Source organism: uncultured Alsobacter sp. (assembly GCF_945952055.1).
In the GTDB taxonomy this organism is placed as follows: Bacteria; Pseudomonadota; Alphaproteobacteria; order Rhizobiales; family Beijerinckiaceae; genus Alsobacter.
This window is the reverse complement of the sequence record NZ_CAMFHB010000061.1, coordinates 1-15,102: the sequence shown is the minus strand read 5'-3', so window position 1 is coordinate 15,102 and position 15,102 is coordinate 1. Positions and strand designations below refer to the sequence as shown.

General features: G+C 70.6%; 14 protein-coding genes. 6 read left to right on the top strand and 8 right to left on the bottom strand.

Annotation, left to right across the window (positions count from 1 at the left end):
• Window positions 1-82 precede the first annotated feature (82 nt).
• The gene (locus Q0Q47_RS27825) at window positions 83-592 is read right to left on the bottom strand and encodes a PaaI family thioesterase (protein ID WP_293867868.1); all 510 of its coding nucleotides are present in this window, start codon (window positions 590-592) and stop codon (window positions 83-85) included.
• Complete coding sequence (locus Q0Q47_RS27820) at window positions 589-1,095, bottom strand: MarR family winged helix-turn-helix transcriptional regulator (protein ID WP_293867866.1); 507 nt, start codon at window positions 1,093-1,095, stop codon at window positions 589-591. The genes Q0Q47_RS27825 and Q0Q47_RS27820 overlap by 4 nt, the downstream gene beginning before the upstream one ends.
• Window positions 1,096-1,361: 266 nt before the next feature.
• Between Q0Q47_RS27820 and nadA the strand changes: the two genes are divergently transcribed.
• From nadA to nadC, 3 genes are all read left to right on the top strand, one after another.
• Window positions 1,362-2,447 (top strand): quinolinate synthase NadA, encoded by a 1,086-nt coding sequence (nadA, locus tag Q0Q47_RS27815; RefSeq protein ID WP_293867906.1) that lies wholly within the window; start codon window positions 1,362-1,364, stop codon window positions 2,445-2,447.
• A gap of 127 nt (window positions 2,448-2,574) precedes the next feature.
• A complete protein-coding gene (locus Q0Q47_RS27810) occupies window positions 2,575-4,104 on the top strand; it encodes an L-aspartate oxidase (RefSeq protein ID WP_293867864.1) in 1,530 nt (509 codons plus the stop codon).
• Window positions 4,101-4,997 carry a carboxylating nicotinate-nucleotide diphosphorylase gene (gene nadC, locus Q0Q47_RS27805; RefSeq protein ID WP_293867862.1) on the top strand — a complete coding sequence of 299 codons (897 nt, stop codon included), beginning with the start codon at window positions 4,101-4,103 and terminating at the stop codon, window positions 4,995-4,997. Before Q0Q47_RS27810 ends, nadC begins: the two co-directional genes overlap by 4 nt.
• A gap of 154 nt (window positions 4,998-5,151) precedes the next feature.
• Here nadC and Q0Q47_RS27800 read toward each other — a convergent pair whose 3' ends face one another.
• The 4 genes from Q0Q47_RS27800 to Q0Q47_RS27785 form a co-directional block, all read right to left on the bottom strand.
• Window positions 5,152-6,387 (bottom strand): cell wall hydrolase, encoded by a 1,236-nt coding sequence (locus Q0Q47_RS27800; RefSeq protein ID WP_293867860.1) that lies wholly within the window; start codon window positions 6,385-6,387, stop codon window positions 5,152-5,154.
• A gap of 349 nt (window positions 6,388-6,736) precedes the next feature.
• A complete protein-coding gene (locus Q0Q47_RS27795) occupies window positions 6,737-7,012 on the bottom strand; it encodes a hypothetical protein (protein ID WP_293867858.1) in 276 nt (91 codons plus the stop codon).
• Window positions 7,012-9,690 (bottom strand): pyruvate, phosphate dikinase, encoded by a 2,679-nt coding sequence (ppdK, locus tag Q0Q47_RS27790; RefSeq protein ID WP_293867856.1) that lies wholly within the window; start codon window positions 9,688-9,690, stop codon window positions 7,012-7,014. Before ppdK ends, Q0Q47_RS27795 begins: the two co-directional genes overlap by 1 nt.
• A 220-nt stretch (window positions 9,691-9,910) precedes the next feature.
• Window positions 9,911-10,504, bottom strand: coding sequence for an HdeD family acid-resistance protein (locus Q0Q47_RS27785; RefSeq protein WP_293867854.1), 594 nt, complete (start codon window positions 10,502-10,504; stop codon window positions 9,911-9,913).
• 120 nt (window positions 10,505-10,624) lie between these two features.
• On the opposite strand from Q0Q47_RS27785, the gene greA reads away from it, so the two are divergent.
• Entirely contained in the window at window positions 10,625-11,089 is a 465-nt protein-coding gene (gene greA / locus Q0Q47_RS27780) for a transcription elongation factor GreA (protein WP_293867852.1), read from the top strand.
• Between the two features lie 18 nt (window positions 11,090-11,107).
• Here greA and Q0Q47_RS27775 read toward each other — a convergent pair whose 3' ends face one another.
• A complete protein-coding gene (locus Q0Q47_RS27775) occupies window positions 11,108-12,043 on the bottom strand; it encodes a LysR family transcriptional regulator (RefSeq protein ID WP_293867850.1) in 936 nt (311 codons plus the stop codon).
• A 113-nt stretch (window positions 12,044-12,156) separates the two neighbouring features.
• Between Q0Q47_RS27775 and Q0Q47_RS27770 the strand changes: the two genes are divergently transcribed.
• Window positions 12,157-12,588 (top strand): DoxX family protein, encoded by a 432-nt coding sequence (locus Q0Q47_RS27770; protein WP_293867848.1) that lies wholly within the window; start codon window positions 12,157-12,159, stop codon window positions 12,586-12,588.
• 59 nt (window positions 12,589-12,647) lie between these two features.
• On the opposite strand, the gene Q0Q47_RS27765 is transcribed toward Q0Q47_RS27770, so the two are convergent.
• On the bottom strand, window positions 12,648-13,649 hold the full coding sequence (locus tag Q0Q47_RS27765; protein WP_293867846.1) for an L-threonylcarbamoyladenylate synthase: 1,002 nt from the start codon (window positions 13,647-13,649) through the stop codon (window positions 12,648-12,650).
• 101 nt (window positions 13,650-13,750) lie between these two features.
• On the opposite strand from Q0Q47_RS27765, the gene Q0Q47_RS27760 reads away from it, so the two are divergent.
• Window positions 13,751-15,102, top strand: a 1,352-nt coding sequence (locus tag Q0Q47_RS27760; protein WP_293867844.1) for an acyl-CoA dehydrogenase family protein, incomplete at its 3' end; no start/stop codon positions are given.

Here is a 15,102-nt window from a genome sequence, read left to right as displayed (position 1 = left end):
GGCGTGAACCTGCCGTGTACCAGCCCGGCCTCGCCGGGTGAAACGACACTGTGTGATGGATGCCATCGCAATCCGCGATGGCTCAGCCCTTGGCGCCGGCCAGCTCCAGGGCCATGCAGGTGCTCGTGGCGTGGGCGAGCAGACGGTCGCGCGCGTCGGTCAGGCGCGCCTCGGAGGTGAGGATGCGCCCGCCCTTGTGGACGATGGTCCCGACGCAGCGCACCTCGCCGGTGGCGGCCGTCACGGGGCGCACGAAATTGACCTTGAGCTCGATGGTGGTGAAGCCTTGGCCGGCGGGCAGGACACTCTGGACGGCGCAGCCGAGCGCCGAGTCCAGGATCATCGTCGTCCAGCCGCCGTGAATCGTGCCGAGCGGATTGTAGAACTGCTCGCTGGGCCTGCCGCCGAACAGCACGCGGCCCTCCTCGACCTCCAGGCCGTAGATCTGGCTCGGCAGGCTGAAGGGCGGAGCGGGGAAGTCCCCGGCGAACATCGCCCGCAGGAAGTCGAGCCCGCTCATGCCGGCGACGGTCGCGTGGGGCACGAGCCCGGTGGGACGGGGTTCGGCGGGAAAGGCGGCGGGGGCGTTCATGGCGTATCCTCGTCTGCGGATGGATCCGTGGCGGCGGCGAGCGCGCCGGCGACCTGGCGCAGGTGGCGCAGCGCCGCCAGCGTCGTCTCGCCATCGGGCCCGAGCGCCTCCTGCAGGGTGCGCTGCATCCGGACCCAGGCCGGGTAGGCGCGGGCCAGGGCGGCCTCGCCGGCCTCGGTCACGCGGTAGTGCCGTGCGCGGCCGCGCGAGGGAGCCGGCTCGACGAAGCCCGTCGTCTCCAGCTGGCGCATGTTGCGCAGCAGCGTGGTGCGCTCGAGGGCGAGGCCCTCGGCGAGGCTCGTCAGGGTGGCGGTCGGGTGGCGTCGGATCGCGACGAGCAGGGAGACCTGCGTGATGGGCAGGCCCACCTCCCGCAGCGCCGCGTTGTAGGCCCGGACCAGCGAACGCGACACCATCAGCGCCGAGCGGGCGTAGCACGACGGCATGTCGGCGGGCAGGGTGTCGGGCCAGGGCAGGGGATCGGACATATCGTGTAGGTACACGATAGGGGCCTAGGCGTCCAGCGGCGGCTCGGCGGGGGCGCCCCGTTGAACCGCGCGATGCACGGCGGCAACGCCCGTGCTTCCAAAAACACGGATCAGACATGTGGTTGGCGCAATTGGTCGCAGGGGCCCTTTTCATTCGGGGAGGGGATCACTATAATCCTTATGCTCCAAGTGAGCATAACCCCGGCCCGGGACACCGCGGCCGGTTTCTCTGAACCCCTCTTTTGCTCAACTTGAGCATAACGGAGGCCGCCATGTCGGGCATGCACGTCGAGACCGCCGCTTCGAAGTCCTTCCGGGCTCCGGCCGACACCCTCACCCCGGCGCAGCGCCGCTACGGCATCCTGCCCAGGCCCGACCTCACCTGGACCCCCGAGGTCGAGCGCGCCACCGCGCACCTCTACGAGCGGGTGAAGACCATCATCCCGTCGGTGGAGTGGCCGTTCTTCGCGCCCTACGTCAAGGCCATCAACGAGCTGAAGGCCCAGCGCGGCGCGGTGATCATCGCCCACAACTACCAGACGCCGGAGATCTACAACTGCGTCGCCGACGTGGTGGGCGACAGCCTCCAGCTCGCGCGCCTCGCGGCGAAGGCGAAGGAGGACATCATCGTCCAGTGCGGCGTGCACTTCATGGCCGAGACCTCCAAGCTGCTCAGCCCCGAGAAGACCGTGCTGATCCCCGACAGCCGCGCCGGCTGCTCGCTCGCCTCGTCCATCACGGGCGCGGACGTGCGCCTGCTCAAGCAGAAGTACCCGGGCGTGCCGGTGGTCACCTACGTCAACTCGTCGGCGGACGTGAAGGCGGAGACCGACATCTGCTGCACCTCGTCCAACGCGGTGCAGGTGGTGGAGAGCCTCGGCGTCGACCGCGTGATCTTCCTGCCGGACGAGTATCTCGGCAAGTACGTCGCGTCGCAGACGAAGGTGAAGCTGATCCTGTGGAAGGGGCACTGCGAGGTGCACGAGCGCTTCACCGGTGCCGAGCTTCGCGCCTATCGCGAGGCCGATCCGTCCGTGCAGATCATCGCGCATCCGGAGTGCCCGCCGGACGTGCTGGCCGAGGCCGACTTCACGGGCTCGACCGCGCACATGATCGACTGGGTGAAGACCCGTCAGCCCAAGCGCGTCGTCATGGTCACCGAGTGCTCGATGGCCGACAACGTCGCCGCCGAGGCGCCCAAGGTCGAGTTCGTGCGGCCGTGCAACCTATGCCCGCACATGAAGCGGATCACGCTGCCGAAGATCCTCGACAGCCTGCTCACCATGACCGAGGAGGTCGTGATCGACCCGGCGATCGCCGAGCGCGCCCGCCTGCCGATCGAGCGGATGATCAACCTGAAGAACTGAGCCGGAAACGGCGGGTGTTCTCCTGGACCGCGGCGCCGGCGCCGCGGTCCGCCATCCGGGCGGGCCGGGAGCCCGCGCGTCCCATGGCGCCCAGCACCGCGAGGTCGGGCGCCGCCGGAGGACGGCCATGACATCACCCATCCTCATCGTCGGCGGCGGGCTTGCGGGGCTGTTCTGCGCCCTGAAGCTCGCCCCGCATCCCGTCACCGTGCTCGCCGCCGCGCCCATCGGGGAGGGCGCCTCCTCGGCGTGGGCCCAGGGCGGCATCGCCGCCGCCATGTCGGACGGCGACACCCCCGAGAAGCACACCGCCGACACGCTCGTCGCGGGCGCCGGCACGGTGGACGAGGGCGTCGTGCTCGCCATGGCCCGCGAGGCGGGCGACCGCATCCGCGACCTGCTCGCCTTCGGCGTGCCGTTCGACCGCGACCTCGAGGGCCGGCTCGTGCAGTCGCGCGAGGCCGCCCACTCCGAGCGTCGCATCGTGCGCGTGAAGGGCGACATGGCCGGCAAGGCCATCATGGAGGCGCTGGTCGCCGCCGTCCGCCGCACGCCGTCGATCACGGTGCGCGAGGGTGAAGTCGCCGAGGGCCTCGTCGTGGAGGACGGCCGCGTGCGCGGTGTCGTCTCGCGGGCCGAGGCCGGGGCCGCCGCGGTGGCCCGCGTCATCCCCGCTTCGGCCGTCGTGCTCGCGACCGGGGGCGTCGGGCACCTCTACGCCGTGACCACCAACCCGCCGCAGGCCAACGGCAACGGCGTCGCCATCGCGGCGGCGGCCGGCGCCATGGTGGCGGATGCCGAGTTCGTGCAGTTTCACCCGACCGCCATCGACATCGGCCGCGACCCGGCCCCGCTAGCCACCGAGGCCCTGCGTGGCGACGGCGCCACGCTGATCGACCGCGACGGCCGCCGGTTCATGCTCGACATCCACCCCGACGCCGAGCTCGCGCCGCGCGACATCGTCGCCCGGGGTGTGTTCGCCTCGATCGCGGCGGGCAAGGGCGCGTTCCTCGACTGCCGGCAGGCGGTCGGAGCGGAGTTTCCCGAGCGCTTCCCGACGGTCTACGGCGTCTGCCGCTCGGCCGGCATCGATCCCGTCACCGCGCCGATCCCCGTGGCGCCCGCCGAGCACTACCACATGGGCGGCATCTGGACGGACGCGCGGGGCCGCACCTCGCTCTCCGGCCTGTGGGCGGCCGGCGAGGTGGCCTCCACCGGCGTCCACGGGGCCAACCGCCTCGCCTCCAATTCGCTGCTGGAGGCCGTGGTCTTCGCCGCCCGCATTGCCGACGACCTGGCGAGCGCGTCGCTGGTGGCGCCCGCCGCGGCCGAGCACGACCGCGCCGAGGCCGGCCCGGCGGGAACCGATCCGGCCACGGTCGAGCGCATCCGCCAGCTCATGAGCCGGCGCGTCGGCGTGCTGCGCGATGGCACGGGCCTGGCCGAGGCCTGCGACGCGCTGCGGACGATCCATGCGGCGGCGCCGACGGCGGCCCTGCGCAACATGGCCGCGACGGCGCTTCTCATCGCGGCGTCCGCCCTGGCGCGCACCGAGAGCCGCGGCGGCCATTTCCGATCCGACCATCCGCACGCCGATCCGGCCCAGGCGCGCCGGTCGCGCATCACACTCGACGAGGCGTTGAGGACGAAGCCATGACCCACCACAAGACGCCCGAACAAGCGACCGTGCCGGCCAATCCCGCGCTGTTCCTGAACCCGCTCATCATCGCCGACGCGGTGCGCCGTGCACTGGACGAGGATCTCGGCCGGGCCGGCGACATCACGACGCTGGCAACGATCCCGGCGCGGGCCCGCGCGGTGGCCGTCATCGCGGCCCGCCAGCCCGGCATCGTGTCGGGCCTGCCCGTCGCCGTGGCCGCCTTCCACGCCTACGACCCCGAGGTGACCCTCACCTCGAAGCTCGCCGACGGCGATCCGCTGTCGCCGGGCGAGGTCGTCGCCCGCATCGAGGGGCCGGCGCGCTCGGTGCTCTCGGCCGAACGCGTGGCCCTCAACTTCATGGGGCGCATGTCCGGCATCGCCACGCTCACGTCCACGTTCGTGAAGCGTGTGGCGGGCACGCGCGCCCGCATCGTCTGCACCCGCAAGACGACACCCGGCATGCGCGCCTTCGAGAAATACGCCGTGCGCTGCGGCGGCGGCTTCAACCACCGCTTCGGCCTCGACGACGCCGTTCTCATCAAGGACAACCACATCGCCGTGGCCGGCGGCGTGGCCCAGGCGCTGCGCGCAGCGAAGGCCGCCGTCGGGCACCTCGTGAAGGTGGAAATCGAGGTCGACACGCTCGACCAGCTCGACGAGGTGATCGCCGAGGGCGCCGACGTCGTGCTCCTCGACAACATGGGGCCGGACCTCCTCGCCGAGGCCGTCCGCCGCATCGCCGGCCGCATGGCCACGGAAGCCTCCGGCGGCATCAACCTGGACACCGTGCGCGCCGCGGCCGAGAGCGGCGTGGACATGATTTCCGTCGGCGCGCTCACCCATTCGGCCCCGGTGCTGGACCTTGGGCTCGACATCGCCATCGATTGAGCCTCTCCCGCCCAGGGCTCAACCTCTCGGCGTCTTGGCCGGGCTTGGCCCGGCCATCCACGCCTTCGTTGGGGACGGCCACCGTGGCATCTGCAAAGTCGTGGATGCACGGGCCGAAGCCCGGGCAGGACGGCGGAGAGGGCGGTGAGAATCTCTAAGTCTGTCCCGGCCTCAGCTTGTAGAAGACGTGGCGGCCGATGGTGTCCATCTTCTTGAGCCGCTTGGCCCAGTAGGGCCGGACATAGTTGGCGTGGTAGTGCGTGGCGGCGCCGACGTCGCTCAGGTAGGTCTTGCCGTAGGTCACTTCCTTGGCGATCCGCACGGCCGTCTTCCAGCTGTCCTGCTCGGTGATGCGCAGGGCCTTGCCCTCGCAGGCGAAGGTGAACTGGCAGGCGAGGTGGCGGTGGCGGTTCTGGTAGACCACGCCGCAGACGCTGGTCGGATAGAGCCCGCTCTTCACGCGGTTGAGCACCACCTGCGCCACGGCGGCCTGGCCTTCCTCGGGTTCGCTGCGCGCCTCGAAATAGATGGCTTCCGCCAGGCAGCGCTCTTCCTTTTCGATCGCCTCGGGCGAGAGCAGGCTCGCGTAGCTCGGCCGGACCTCGTCCTTGGGCACGACCGTCAGCGGCATGCGCGCCTGAAGCGCCGCAAGACCGGCGGCCGAAACGGGCGCGGCGGCGATCTCGACGGGCACGGCATCGATGGGGGCGGGCGTCGTCGACGACAGGGACACGGCGCGCGGCACGGTGGGCGTCGACCCGACGCCGCTGGTCGAGGTGCCGGAGGCGCGGGCGGCCGCGGTGAGCTGGCTGCGACCCGCGGTCGGGCTGTTCTGGCTGGCCAGGGCGGAGGGGGTGGTCGCCTCGAGCGAGGGAACGGCCTCGAAGCTGGCGACGGAATCAGGGCCGGGAATGTCGCCGCCCATCGGCTGCAGCAGCGTCGGCGGAAGCAGGCCGTCGCCAGAAGAGAACAGCGTGCGCCCGGGCGCCTCCGGCCGCTTCGTCATGGTGGGGCGAAGGCCGATCACCGGGTCGCCCTTGCGGGTCCGGTCGATGGCGGGAAAGGCGCCGGCCACACCCTTCTTGAACTCCTCGCGCGGCCGGGCATCGGGCGCGATGGGCTGCAGGGGCGGATCGGCCACGGGCAGCCGGACGCTGTGGATGACACCCGCCTGCCAGCCGAGGACGCGGGGAGCGAGGGCGAGCTGCACGCTGTCCTGGCGCGGCACGAGATCGTCCGGAGCGGACAATCCCAGGCCGGTCTTGGCCGTGACCTGGTAGCCCGCCGAGACGTCGACGCCGGCGTCGGCGCTGATCGACACCAGCACGCCCGTCGCCAAAACCCAGGGAGCGACCGTGCCGACCGCCCAACGCAGACTCGACCGACCCATGCGAACGAACCACTCCACGCGACCGACGCCGTGTCGCCGAAGCGACACCGAACCGTCGAATGCCCATGGATTTCTTTATCGCCGGGTAAGGTTGAGCGCCGGTTAATGGCCGACGGGACCCGCCTCTCTCAGCTCCCCGATGCCCCTCATCCTGAGAGCTTGTGAAGCTATCCCCGCCCCCATCTCCCTCATCCTGAGCCGGCCGCAAAGCGGCCGAGTCGAATGACGCAGGCTGGTGCAGTGGCCCTTTTGTGCGTCCTTCGACTCACGGCCCGACGGGCCGTGGCTCAGGATGAGGGGCTTGGGAGCGGTTTGATTGAAGATTCACAAGCTCTGAGCAGCCCGTGACTCACGCCGCCGGCAGCACCATGCGCGTCAGCTGGTACACGATGGCCCCGGCGATGACGCCGATGAAGCGGGCCTGCATCGGCAGTTCGGGCAGCTTGCCCTGGTGGATCAGGGGGCGCGAGGCGATGTCGAAGAGCAGTGCCAGTCCCAGCGGCCAGAAGAACGGCGGGAACGCCGACTGTTCGAGCGAGGGATTGCGGCTCACGATGAAGGCGACCACCGCCCCCGACAATGCGAGGGCGGCGACGAAGACGATGGTGAGCCGGTTCTGGGGCATCAGGCCTGGCTCGCGGCCTTGGTGCCCAGCGCGGCCTGCGCCGCCGCGAGCCTGGCGATCGGCACGCGATAGGGCGAGCACGACACGTAGTCGAGGCCGGCGCCCTCGCAGAAGGCGATGGAGGCCGGGTCGCCGCCATGCTCGCCGCAGATGCCGAGCTTGATGGCGGCGCGGGTCTTGCGGCCGCGCTCGGCGGCGAGCTTCACCAGTTCGCCGACGCCGTCCTGGTCGAGCGTCACGAACGGATCGGCCGGCAGGAGCCCCTTGGCCGTGTACGGCCCCAGGAAGGAGGAGGCGTCGTCGCGCGAGATGCCGAGCGTCGTCTGGGTGAGGTCGTTCGTACCGAAGGAGAAGAACTCGGCCGACTCGGCGATCTCCGCCGCCCGCAGCGCGGCGCGGGGCAGCTCGATCATGGTGCCGACCTGGTACTCGAGGTCGGCCCCTGTCTCCTTCTTCACGGCCTCGGCCATGGCGACGATCCGCCCCTTCACGAGGTCGAGCTCGGCCTTCGTCATCACCAGAGGCACCATGACCTCCGGGATCACCGGCTTGCCGGAGGTGCGGGCGGCTTCCACCGCCGCCTCGAAGATGGCGCGGGCCTGCATCTCCGCGATCTCGGGATAGGCGACGGCCAGGCGGCAGCCGCGGAAGCCGAGCATCGGGTTGAACTCGTGCAGTTCGGCGGCGCGGCGCTTCAGCTTCTCGGGCGTCGCGCCCATGGCCTTGGCGACCTCCTCCACCTCCTCGTCCGTGTGCGGGAGGAACTCGTGCAGCGGCGGGTCGAGCAGGCGGATCGTGACCGGCAGGCCGCTCATGATCGTGAACAGCTCGAGGAAATCGCCGCGCTGGATGGGCAGCAGCTTGGCGAGCGCGGCGCGGCGGCCCTTCTCGTCGTCGGCGAGGATCATCTCGCGCATGGCGACGATGCGGTCGCCCTCGAAGAACATGTGCTCGGTGCGGCACAGCCCGATGCCCTCGGCGCCGAATTGCCGCGCTGTGCGCGCGTCGAGCGGCGTCTCGGCGTTGGCGCGCACCTTCATGCGGCGCACCCCGTCGGCCCAGCCCATGAGCGTCGCGAACTCGCCCGAAAGCTCGGGCTCGAGCATCTTCACCTCGCCGGCGAGCACCTGGCCGGTGCCCCCGTCTATGGTCAGCCAGTCACCCCTCTTCAGGGTGACGCCGCCGGCCGTCATGGTCTGCGCGGCGTAGTCGACGCGCAGCCCGCCGGCGCCCGAGACGCAGGGCTTGCCCATGCCGCGCGCCACGACGGCCGCGTGGGAGGTCATGCCGCCACGGGTCGTGAGGATGCCTTCCGCGGCATGCATGCCGTGGATGTCCTCGGGCGACGTCTCGATGCGCACCAGGATGACCTTGCGCCCGGCGGCCTTGGCCGCCTCCGCGTCGTCGCTGTCGAACACGATCTCGCCGCCCGCCGCGCCGGGCGAGGCGGGCAGACCGGTCGCCAGCACGCGCCGGTCGGCCTTCGGATCGATGGTGGGATGCAGGAGCTGATCGAGCGAGGCGGGGTCGATGCGGCCCACCGCCTCCTCGCGCGTGATCAGGCTCTCGCTGGCCATCTCCACCGCGATGCGCAGGGCCGCCTTGGCGGTCCGCTTGCCGCTGCGGGTCTGCAGCATCCACAGCTTGCCGCGCTCGATGGTGAACTCGACGTCCTGCACGTCGCGATAGTGCTTCTCGAGCAGCCCGCAGATGCGGATGAACTCGGCATAGGCCTCCGGCATCGCCCTCTCGAGCGAGGGCTTGTCGGAGCCGGCGGCCTTGCGGGCGGCCTCGGTGATGTCCTGGGGGGTGCGGATGCCGGCCACCACGTCCTCGCCCTGGGCGTTGATGAGGAACTCGCCGTAGAGCTCCTTCGCGCCGGTGGAGGGATTGCGGGTGAAGGCGACGCCCGTCGCCGACGTCTCGCCGAGATTGCCGAACACCATGGCCTGCACGTTGACCGCGGTGCCCCAGCTGGCCGGGATCGCGTGCAACTCGCGGTACTTGATGGCGCGCTGGTTCATCCAGGACCCGAACACGGCGCCGATGGCGCCCCACAGCTGGTCCTTGGGATCCTGCGGGAACGGCTTGCCCAGCTCGGTCTGCACCGCGGCCTTGTACTGGCCGACCAGGATCTTCCAGTCGTCGGCGGTGAGGTCGGTGTCGAGCTCGTAGCCCTTGCGGTCCTTGTAGCTGTCGAGCAGATCCTCGAAGTGGTGGTGTTCCACGCCGAGCACCACGTCCGAATACATCTGGATGAAGCGGCGGTAGCTGTCATAGGCGAAGCGCGCGTCGCCGGAGCTCGCCGCCACCGCCTCGACCGTGACGTCGTTCAGGCCGAGGTTGAGCACCGTGTCCATCATGCCGGGCATCGAGGCCCGCGCGCCCGAGCGCACCGAGACGAGCAGCGGGTTGGCGGGATCGCCGAAGGTCTTGCCGACGAGCTTGCCCACATGGGCGAGCGCTGCCTCGACCTGCCCCGTCAGTTCGGCCGGATAGGATTCGCCGTTGGCGTAGTAGTAGGTGCAGACCTCGGTGGAGATCGTGAACCCCGGGGGGACCGGAAGACCGAGATTGCTCATCTCGGCGAGGTTGGCGCCCTTGCCGCCGAGCAGCTCGCGCATGCCCGCCTTGCCTTCCGCCTGACCGTCACCGAACGTGTAGACCCACTTGCTCATCCGCCCATCCTCTCGAAGCCGATTGAAGGCCGTGCGCATCTCCTTGCCCACGCGCCTGCAAAAAGCAATTGCCAAAGAAGGCAATAACCCCACGGGACATGCATGCCCCAGACGGGGTTAAGACCCGGTCACGGTCGAGCCAGGCCACCCAATCGCGGCGATTCGGCGATGGTCCCGACCACGCTGGCCGGCCAACGGAGGAGTTGCTGCGCGGGTTCCCTCAGGCGCGGCGGCGCAGGGCGAGGCCGATCGTCACCCAGCTGGCGCCCGCGAAGAGGAGGTCGACGCCCAGGAAGAGGCCCAGCACGTAGAGCCCCGAGAAGGGCCACTGGGCCAGGATCATCACCCCGAGGAGGGCGGTGATGAGCCCGGAGATCGCGGCCCAGATCCAGGGCGTGCCCTCCCGCATCTGGAAGGCGAGCACGATGCGCACGAGGCCCGAAGCCACGAACGCGGCCCCCACCAGGAGGGTCAGGATCGCGGCGGCCTGCGGGGCGGCGGTGACCGTGATGATGCCGGCCCCCACATAGAGCAGGCCGATGACGATCCAGAGGAAGAAGCGGCCCCAGGTCTTCATGTTGAAGCCGTGGATGATCTCGATGATGCCGCTGACGATCATCATGGAGCCGGCGAAGGCGACGACCGCGAAGGTCGCGACCACGGTGTTGCCGAGCGCGATCAGGCCGCACAGGGACAAGGCGATGCCGATGCCGACGATCCAGCCCCACCGGTCGCGCAACGCCTGGATCGGTCCTCCCAGGCTGGCCCCGGTCGGCTGTCCGCCGCTCATGTTCGCGCCGAGATGTCCGCTCATGTCGCTCTCCCTGACCCCGTGGCCGCCGGTCCGCCTGACGGTCGCTTCACACCCTAGCCCCATCACCTAGGATCAGGAAAGTTGCATGGAACTTCATCTTACATCTATCGATTGTAAGTCATGAGCCGCGCATTCGTGAAAGAGCCGGACGGACAGGACGTCTTCGACGACCTTCCCGACCGCCCCCTGAGCCCCCATCCCAATCTGGTCACCGCCGCTGGCCTCGCCGCCATCGAGGCGGAAGTCGCGCGCCTGCAGGCGGAGATCCCGCTGGCCGGCGACGACCGCGAGGCTCGAGCGCGGCTCGGCCGCGACCTGCGCTACTGGCAGCACCGGCTCTCGTCCGCCGAACTGATGCATGCGGCGCCCGACGCCGACGTCGTGCATTTCGGCTCGACCGTGACGATCCTGCGCGAGGACGACACGCGCCGGACCTACGCCATCGTCGGCGAGGACGAGGCCGATCCCCCCAAGGGCAAGATCTCCTATGTCTCCCCGCTCGCCCGCGCCCTGCTCGGCAAGCCGGTGGGCGAGGTGGTGGCCGCCGGCCAGGGCGAGGCCGAGATCGTGGCGATCGAGGGCTAGGGAAGGACGCGGGACCGCCTAGCTGCCCGCTGCCGCCGCGTCGACCCGCAGGTCGCCTTCCAGGGCCGCGCGGGCCTTCACCAGTTCCGTCGCCGCGCAGTCGAGGAAGGCGCGGATTCGCGGCGAGGCCCTGAGGTCGGGGTGCGTGAGCAGCCACAGGCCGGCGGTGAAGGCCGGGTTGATCGGCGTGAGGCGCACCAGCGAGGGGCGTTTGTCGGCGATGAAGCAGGGCAGGGGCCCGACCCCGATTCCCTCCTCGACCGCTTCCGTCAGGCCGAGCACGCTGTTGACCTTGATCGCCACACGTTCCGGCGGGACGTGGTCGCGCACGAATCCGGCCGCGCGCAGGTGGCCGAACTGGTCGCCCAGCGACACCCAGTCCCGGGCCCGCAGGCTGTCGAGGCTCTCCTCCGACCCCGCATCGAGGTGCGGGAAGTCCTTGCGGCGGCCGTAGATCGTCCAGGCCAGGGAGGACATGCGTCGCCCGACGAGTGTCTCGGGCGGATTGTCCGTGGCGCGCACCGCGATGTCGGCATCGCGCTTGGACAGGTTGAGCGCCTGGTTGGACAGGACCATGTCGACCCGGATGTCGGGATACTGGGCGCGGAACACCGCCAGCACCGGCATCAGCAGGTAGATGAGCAGCGTGTCGTTGGTGGTGACGCGCACCTCGCCGGACGGCGTCAGCGCCTTGCCGGCGAGCTTGCGCGCGAAGGACGTGACGTCGCGGTCCATGCGGTCCGCCAGCGCCACCATCTCCTCGCCGGCGGGCGTGAGCGCGTAGCCGGTGCGGTGGCGCTCGAACAGCGGAGCACCGAGCCGCTTCTCCACCTCGCCCAGGCGGCGGAAGACGGTCGAGTGATTGACGCCGAGGTTCTCGGCCGCTCCGGTCAGCGAGCGGCTGTCGGCAATCGCCTTCACCAGGCGAAAGTCGTCCCAGGCCAGGCGCTCCATTTGCATCTCCGCAAAAATAGGCGTGCGTTTTGTAATCTGGATTTGCGGAAAAGAAAAGATCAGTCTCCGCTCACATCACGGCGCCCCGGCGCCAACCCCCGAAGGAGGCTACCATGATCGACACCCGCACCGCTCCCTTGGCCATGTTCCTGCTGCGCGTCTCGCTGGGCTCGATGTTCATTGCCCACGCGCTCCTGAAGTACTTCGTCTTCACGATGCCGGGCTGGGCCGGCTTCCTGCAGCAGATCGGCTACCCGGCGGCGCTCGCCTGGCCGATCTTCCTCGCGGAACTCCTCGGCGGCATCGCGCTGATCCTCGGCCTCTACGCCCGCTGGGTCGCGGCCGCCCTGACGCCGGTCCTGATTGGCGCGTTCCTCGTCCACTCCGGCAATGGCTGGCTTTTCACCAACGCCAACGGTGGCTGGGAATACCCGCTCTTCCTGATCGTCGCCAACGTCGTGGTGGCGCTGGCCGGCGAGGGCGCCTTCGCGATCCGCACCGCGGCCCTGCCGCTGGTCGACCGTCTGGTGCCCCGCACCGCCTGACGCGGACCCCAGACGCAACACGGCTCAGCGCGCCGGCCCCCGCCGGCGCGCTTCGCGTTTCAGGGGCGTGGCGCGGCCGCCCGGGCCAGCCGGTCGCGGATCGCCTCGCCGAGGTCGTCGTGCGGGATGGGCGCCACCGCGATGGTCGGCGCCCTTGTGGCATCGAGCCGCCGCAGCATGCCGAAGAGATTGGCGGCGGCCTCGACGAGGTCGCCGGCGGGGCTGAGGTTCAGCACGGCGGCCGCCTCCTCGATCCCGGCGGGCGGGGTGGGGCCGAACAGCAGGGCGGCTTCGCCCGGCGCCACCTGCCCGGCATCCAGCCGCACCTTGGCCGCGGGCGCATAATGGGAGGCCAGCATGCCCGGGGCGAGCGGCGCGTCCCCGGCGTCGGCGCCCGGCGGGTCCGCCAGCGCCTGGCCGAGCACGGCCTCGATCGCGGCGCGCGGCACGCCTCCGGGCCGCAGCAGGACGGGGCGGTCGCCAAGGCACGAGACGATGGTCGACTCGACCCCCACCTTCGTGTCGCCGCCGTCCACCACCGCATCGATGCGGCCGTCGAGGTCTTCCATGACATGAGCGGCCGCGGTGGGGCTGATCCGCCCCGAGCGGTTCGCCGAGGGCGCCGCCACGGGCCTGCCCAGCGCGACGAGAAGCGCGCGGGCGACAGGATGGTCTGGGACCCGCAGGCCGATGCTGTCAAGACCCGCGGTCACCAGGTCGCTGACCGGCGAGCCGGGAACGCAGGGCACGACCAGCGTCAGGGGCCCCGGCCAGAATCGTTCGGCCAGTGCCCGGGACGTTCGGTCGAACACGCCGAAGGCGGCGGCGGAGTCGGCGTCGGGGCAATGGGCGATCAGCGGGTTGAAGGATGGGCGTCCTTTCGCCGCATAGATGCCGGCGACGGCCTTGCCGTCGGTCGCGTCCGCACCGAGGCCGTAGACCGTCTCCGTCGGAAAGGCCACGAGCCCGCCACGCCGCAGGACGGCTGCCGCCGCCGCGATGCCGCCGGGATCGGCGGCGAGGATCTCAGTCTTGAGGTGTGTTGACGACAACCGATCCATGCCCAAAGGTCCGGCATCGGCCGGGTGCGGTCTCCCGTAGCATCGGGGGCGTCCGATCGCCAGCCGCACGCAACGCCACCGCTGAGGAGGAGAGATCCGCGATGACCTACCGCGCCCCCGTCGAGGACATGCTGTTCACGCTGCGCGCGGTCGCCGGGCTCGACCAGCTCGTGGCCGACGGTCTGGCGCCCGAACTCGAGGACGGCGTCGCCGACGCGGTGCTGGAGGAGGCGGGCAAGTTCGCCTCGGAGGTCGTCGCGCCGCTGAACCGGGTGGGTGACAAGACCGGCTCGGTTCTGAAGGACGGCAAGGTGGTGACGCCGCCGGGCTGGAAGGAGGTCTACACGGCCTGGGCCGAGGCCGGCTGGAACGGCCTCATCGCCGACCCGGCCTATGGCGGGCAGGGCCTGCCGCAGCTCATCCAGGCGGCCTGCAGCGAGATGTGGAGCTCGGCGGCCTTCGCCTTCGCGCTCGGCCCGCTGCTCACGGCCGGCGCGATCGAGGCCGTGGCCCAGCACGGGTCCGAGCACCTCAAGCGGACCTACCTGGAGAAGCTCGTCTCCGGCCAGTGGATGGGGACGATGAATCTCACCGAGCCGCAGGCCGGCTCGGACCTGAACGCGCTGCGCAGCCGTGCCGAGCGCGCCGGCGACGGGACCTACCGCATCTTCGGGCAGAAGATCTTCATCACCTACGGCGACCACGATCTCACCGACAACATCGTGCACCTGGTGCTGGCGCGCCTGCCCGACGCGCCGCCCGGCACGCGCGGTATCTCGCTCTTCCTCGTGCCGAAGATCCTGGTGAACGAGGACGGGTCGCTGGGCGAGCCCAACGACGTGCGCTGCCACTCGCTCGAGCACAAGATGGGCATCCACGCCTCGCCGACCTGCACCATGGTCTACGGGGACAAGGACGGTGCCGTCGGCTGGCTCATCGGCGAGGAGAATCGCGGTCTCGCCTGCATGTTCACGATGATGAACGCGGCGCGTCTCGGGGTCGGGCTCGAGGGCGTCGCCATCGCCGAGCGGGCCTACCAGCAGGCCGTCGCCTACGCCAACGACCGCCGGCAGGGAAGAGCGCCCGGCGCCAGCGGCGACGGCATGAGCGCCATCGTCGACCATCCCGACGTGCGCCGCATGCTCATGGTCATGCGCGCCCAGACGCGGGCGGCCCGCGCCATCTGCTACATGACCGCCGAGGCGCTCGACCGCAGCCACCGCGAGACGGACCCGGCGAGGCGCAAGGCCGCCGCCGATCGCGCCGCGCTGCTCACGCCCGTGGCCAAGGCCTACTCCACCGACATCGGCATCGAGGTGGCTTCGCTCGGCGTGCAGGTGCATGGCGGCATGGGCTTCATCGAGGAGACCGGCGCCGCCCAGCACCTGCGCGACGCCCGCATCGCCGCGATCTACGAGGGCACGAACGGCATCCAGGCCATCGACCTCGTCAC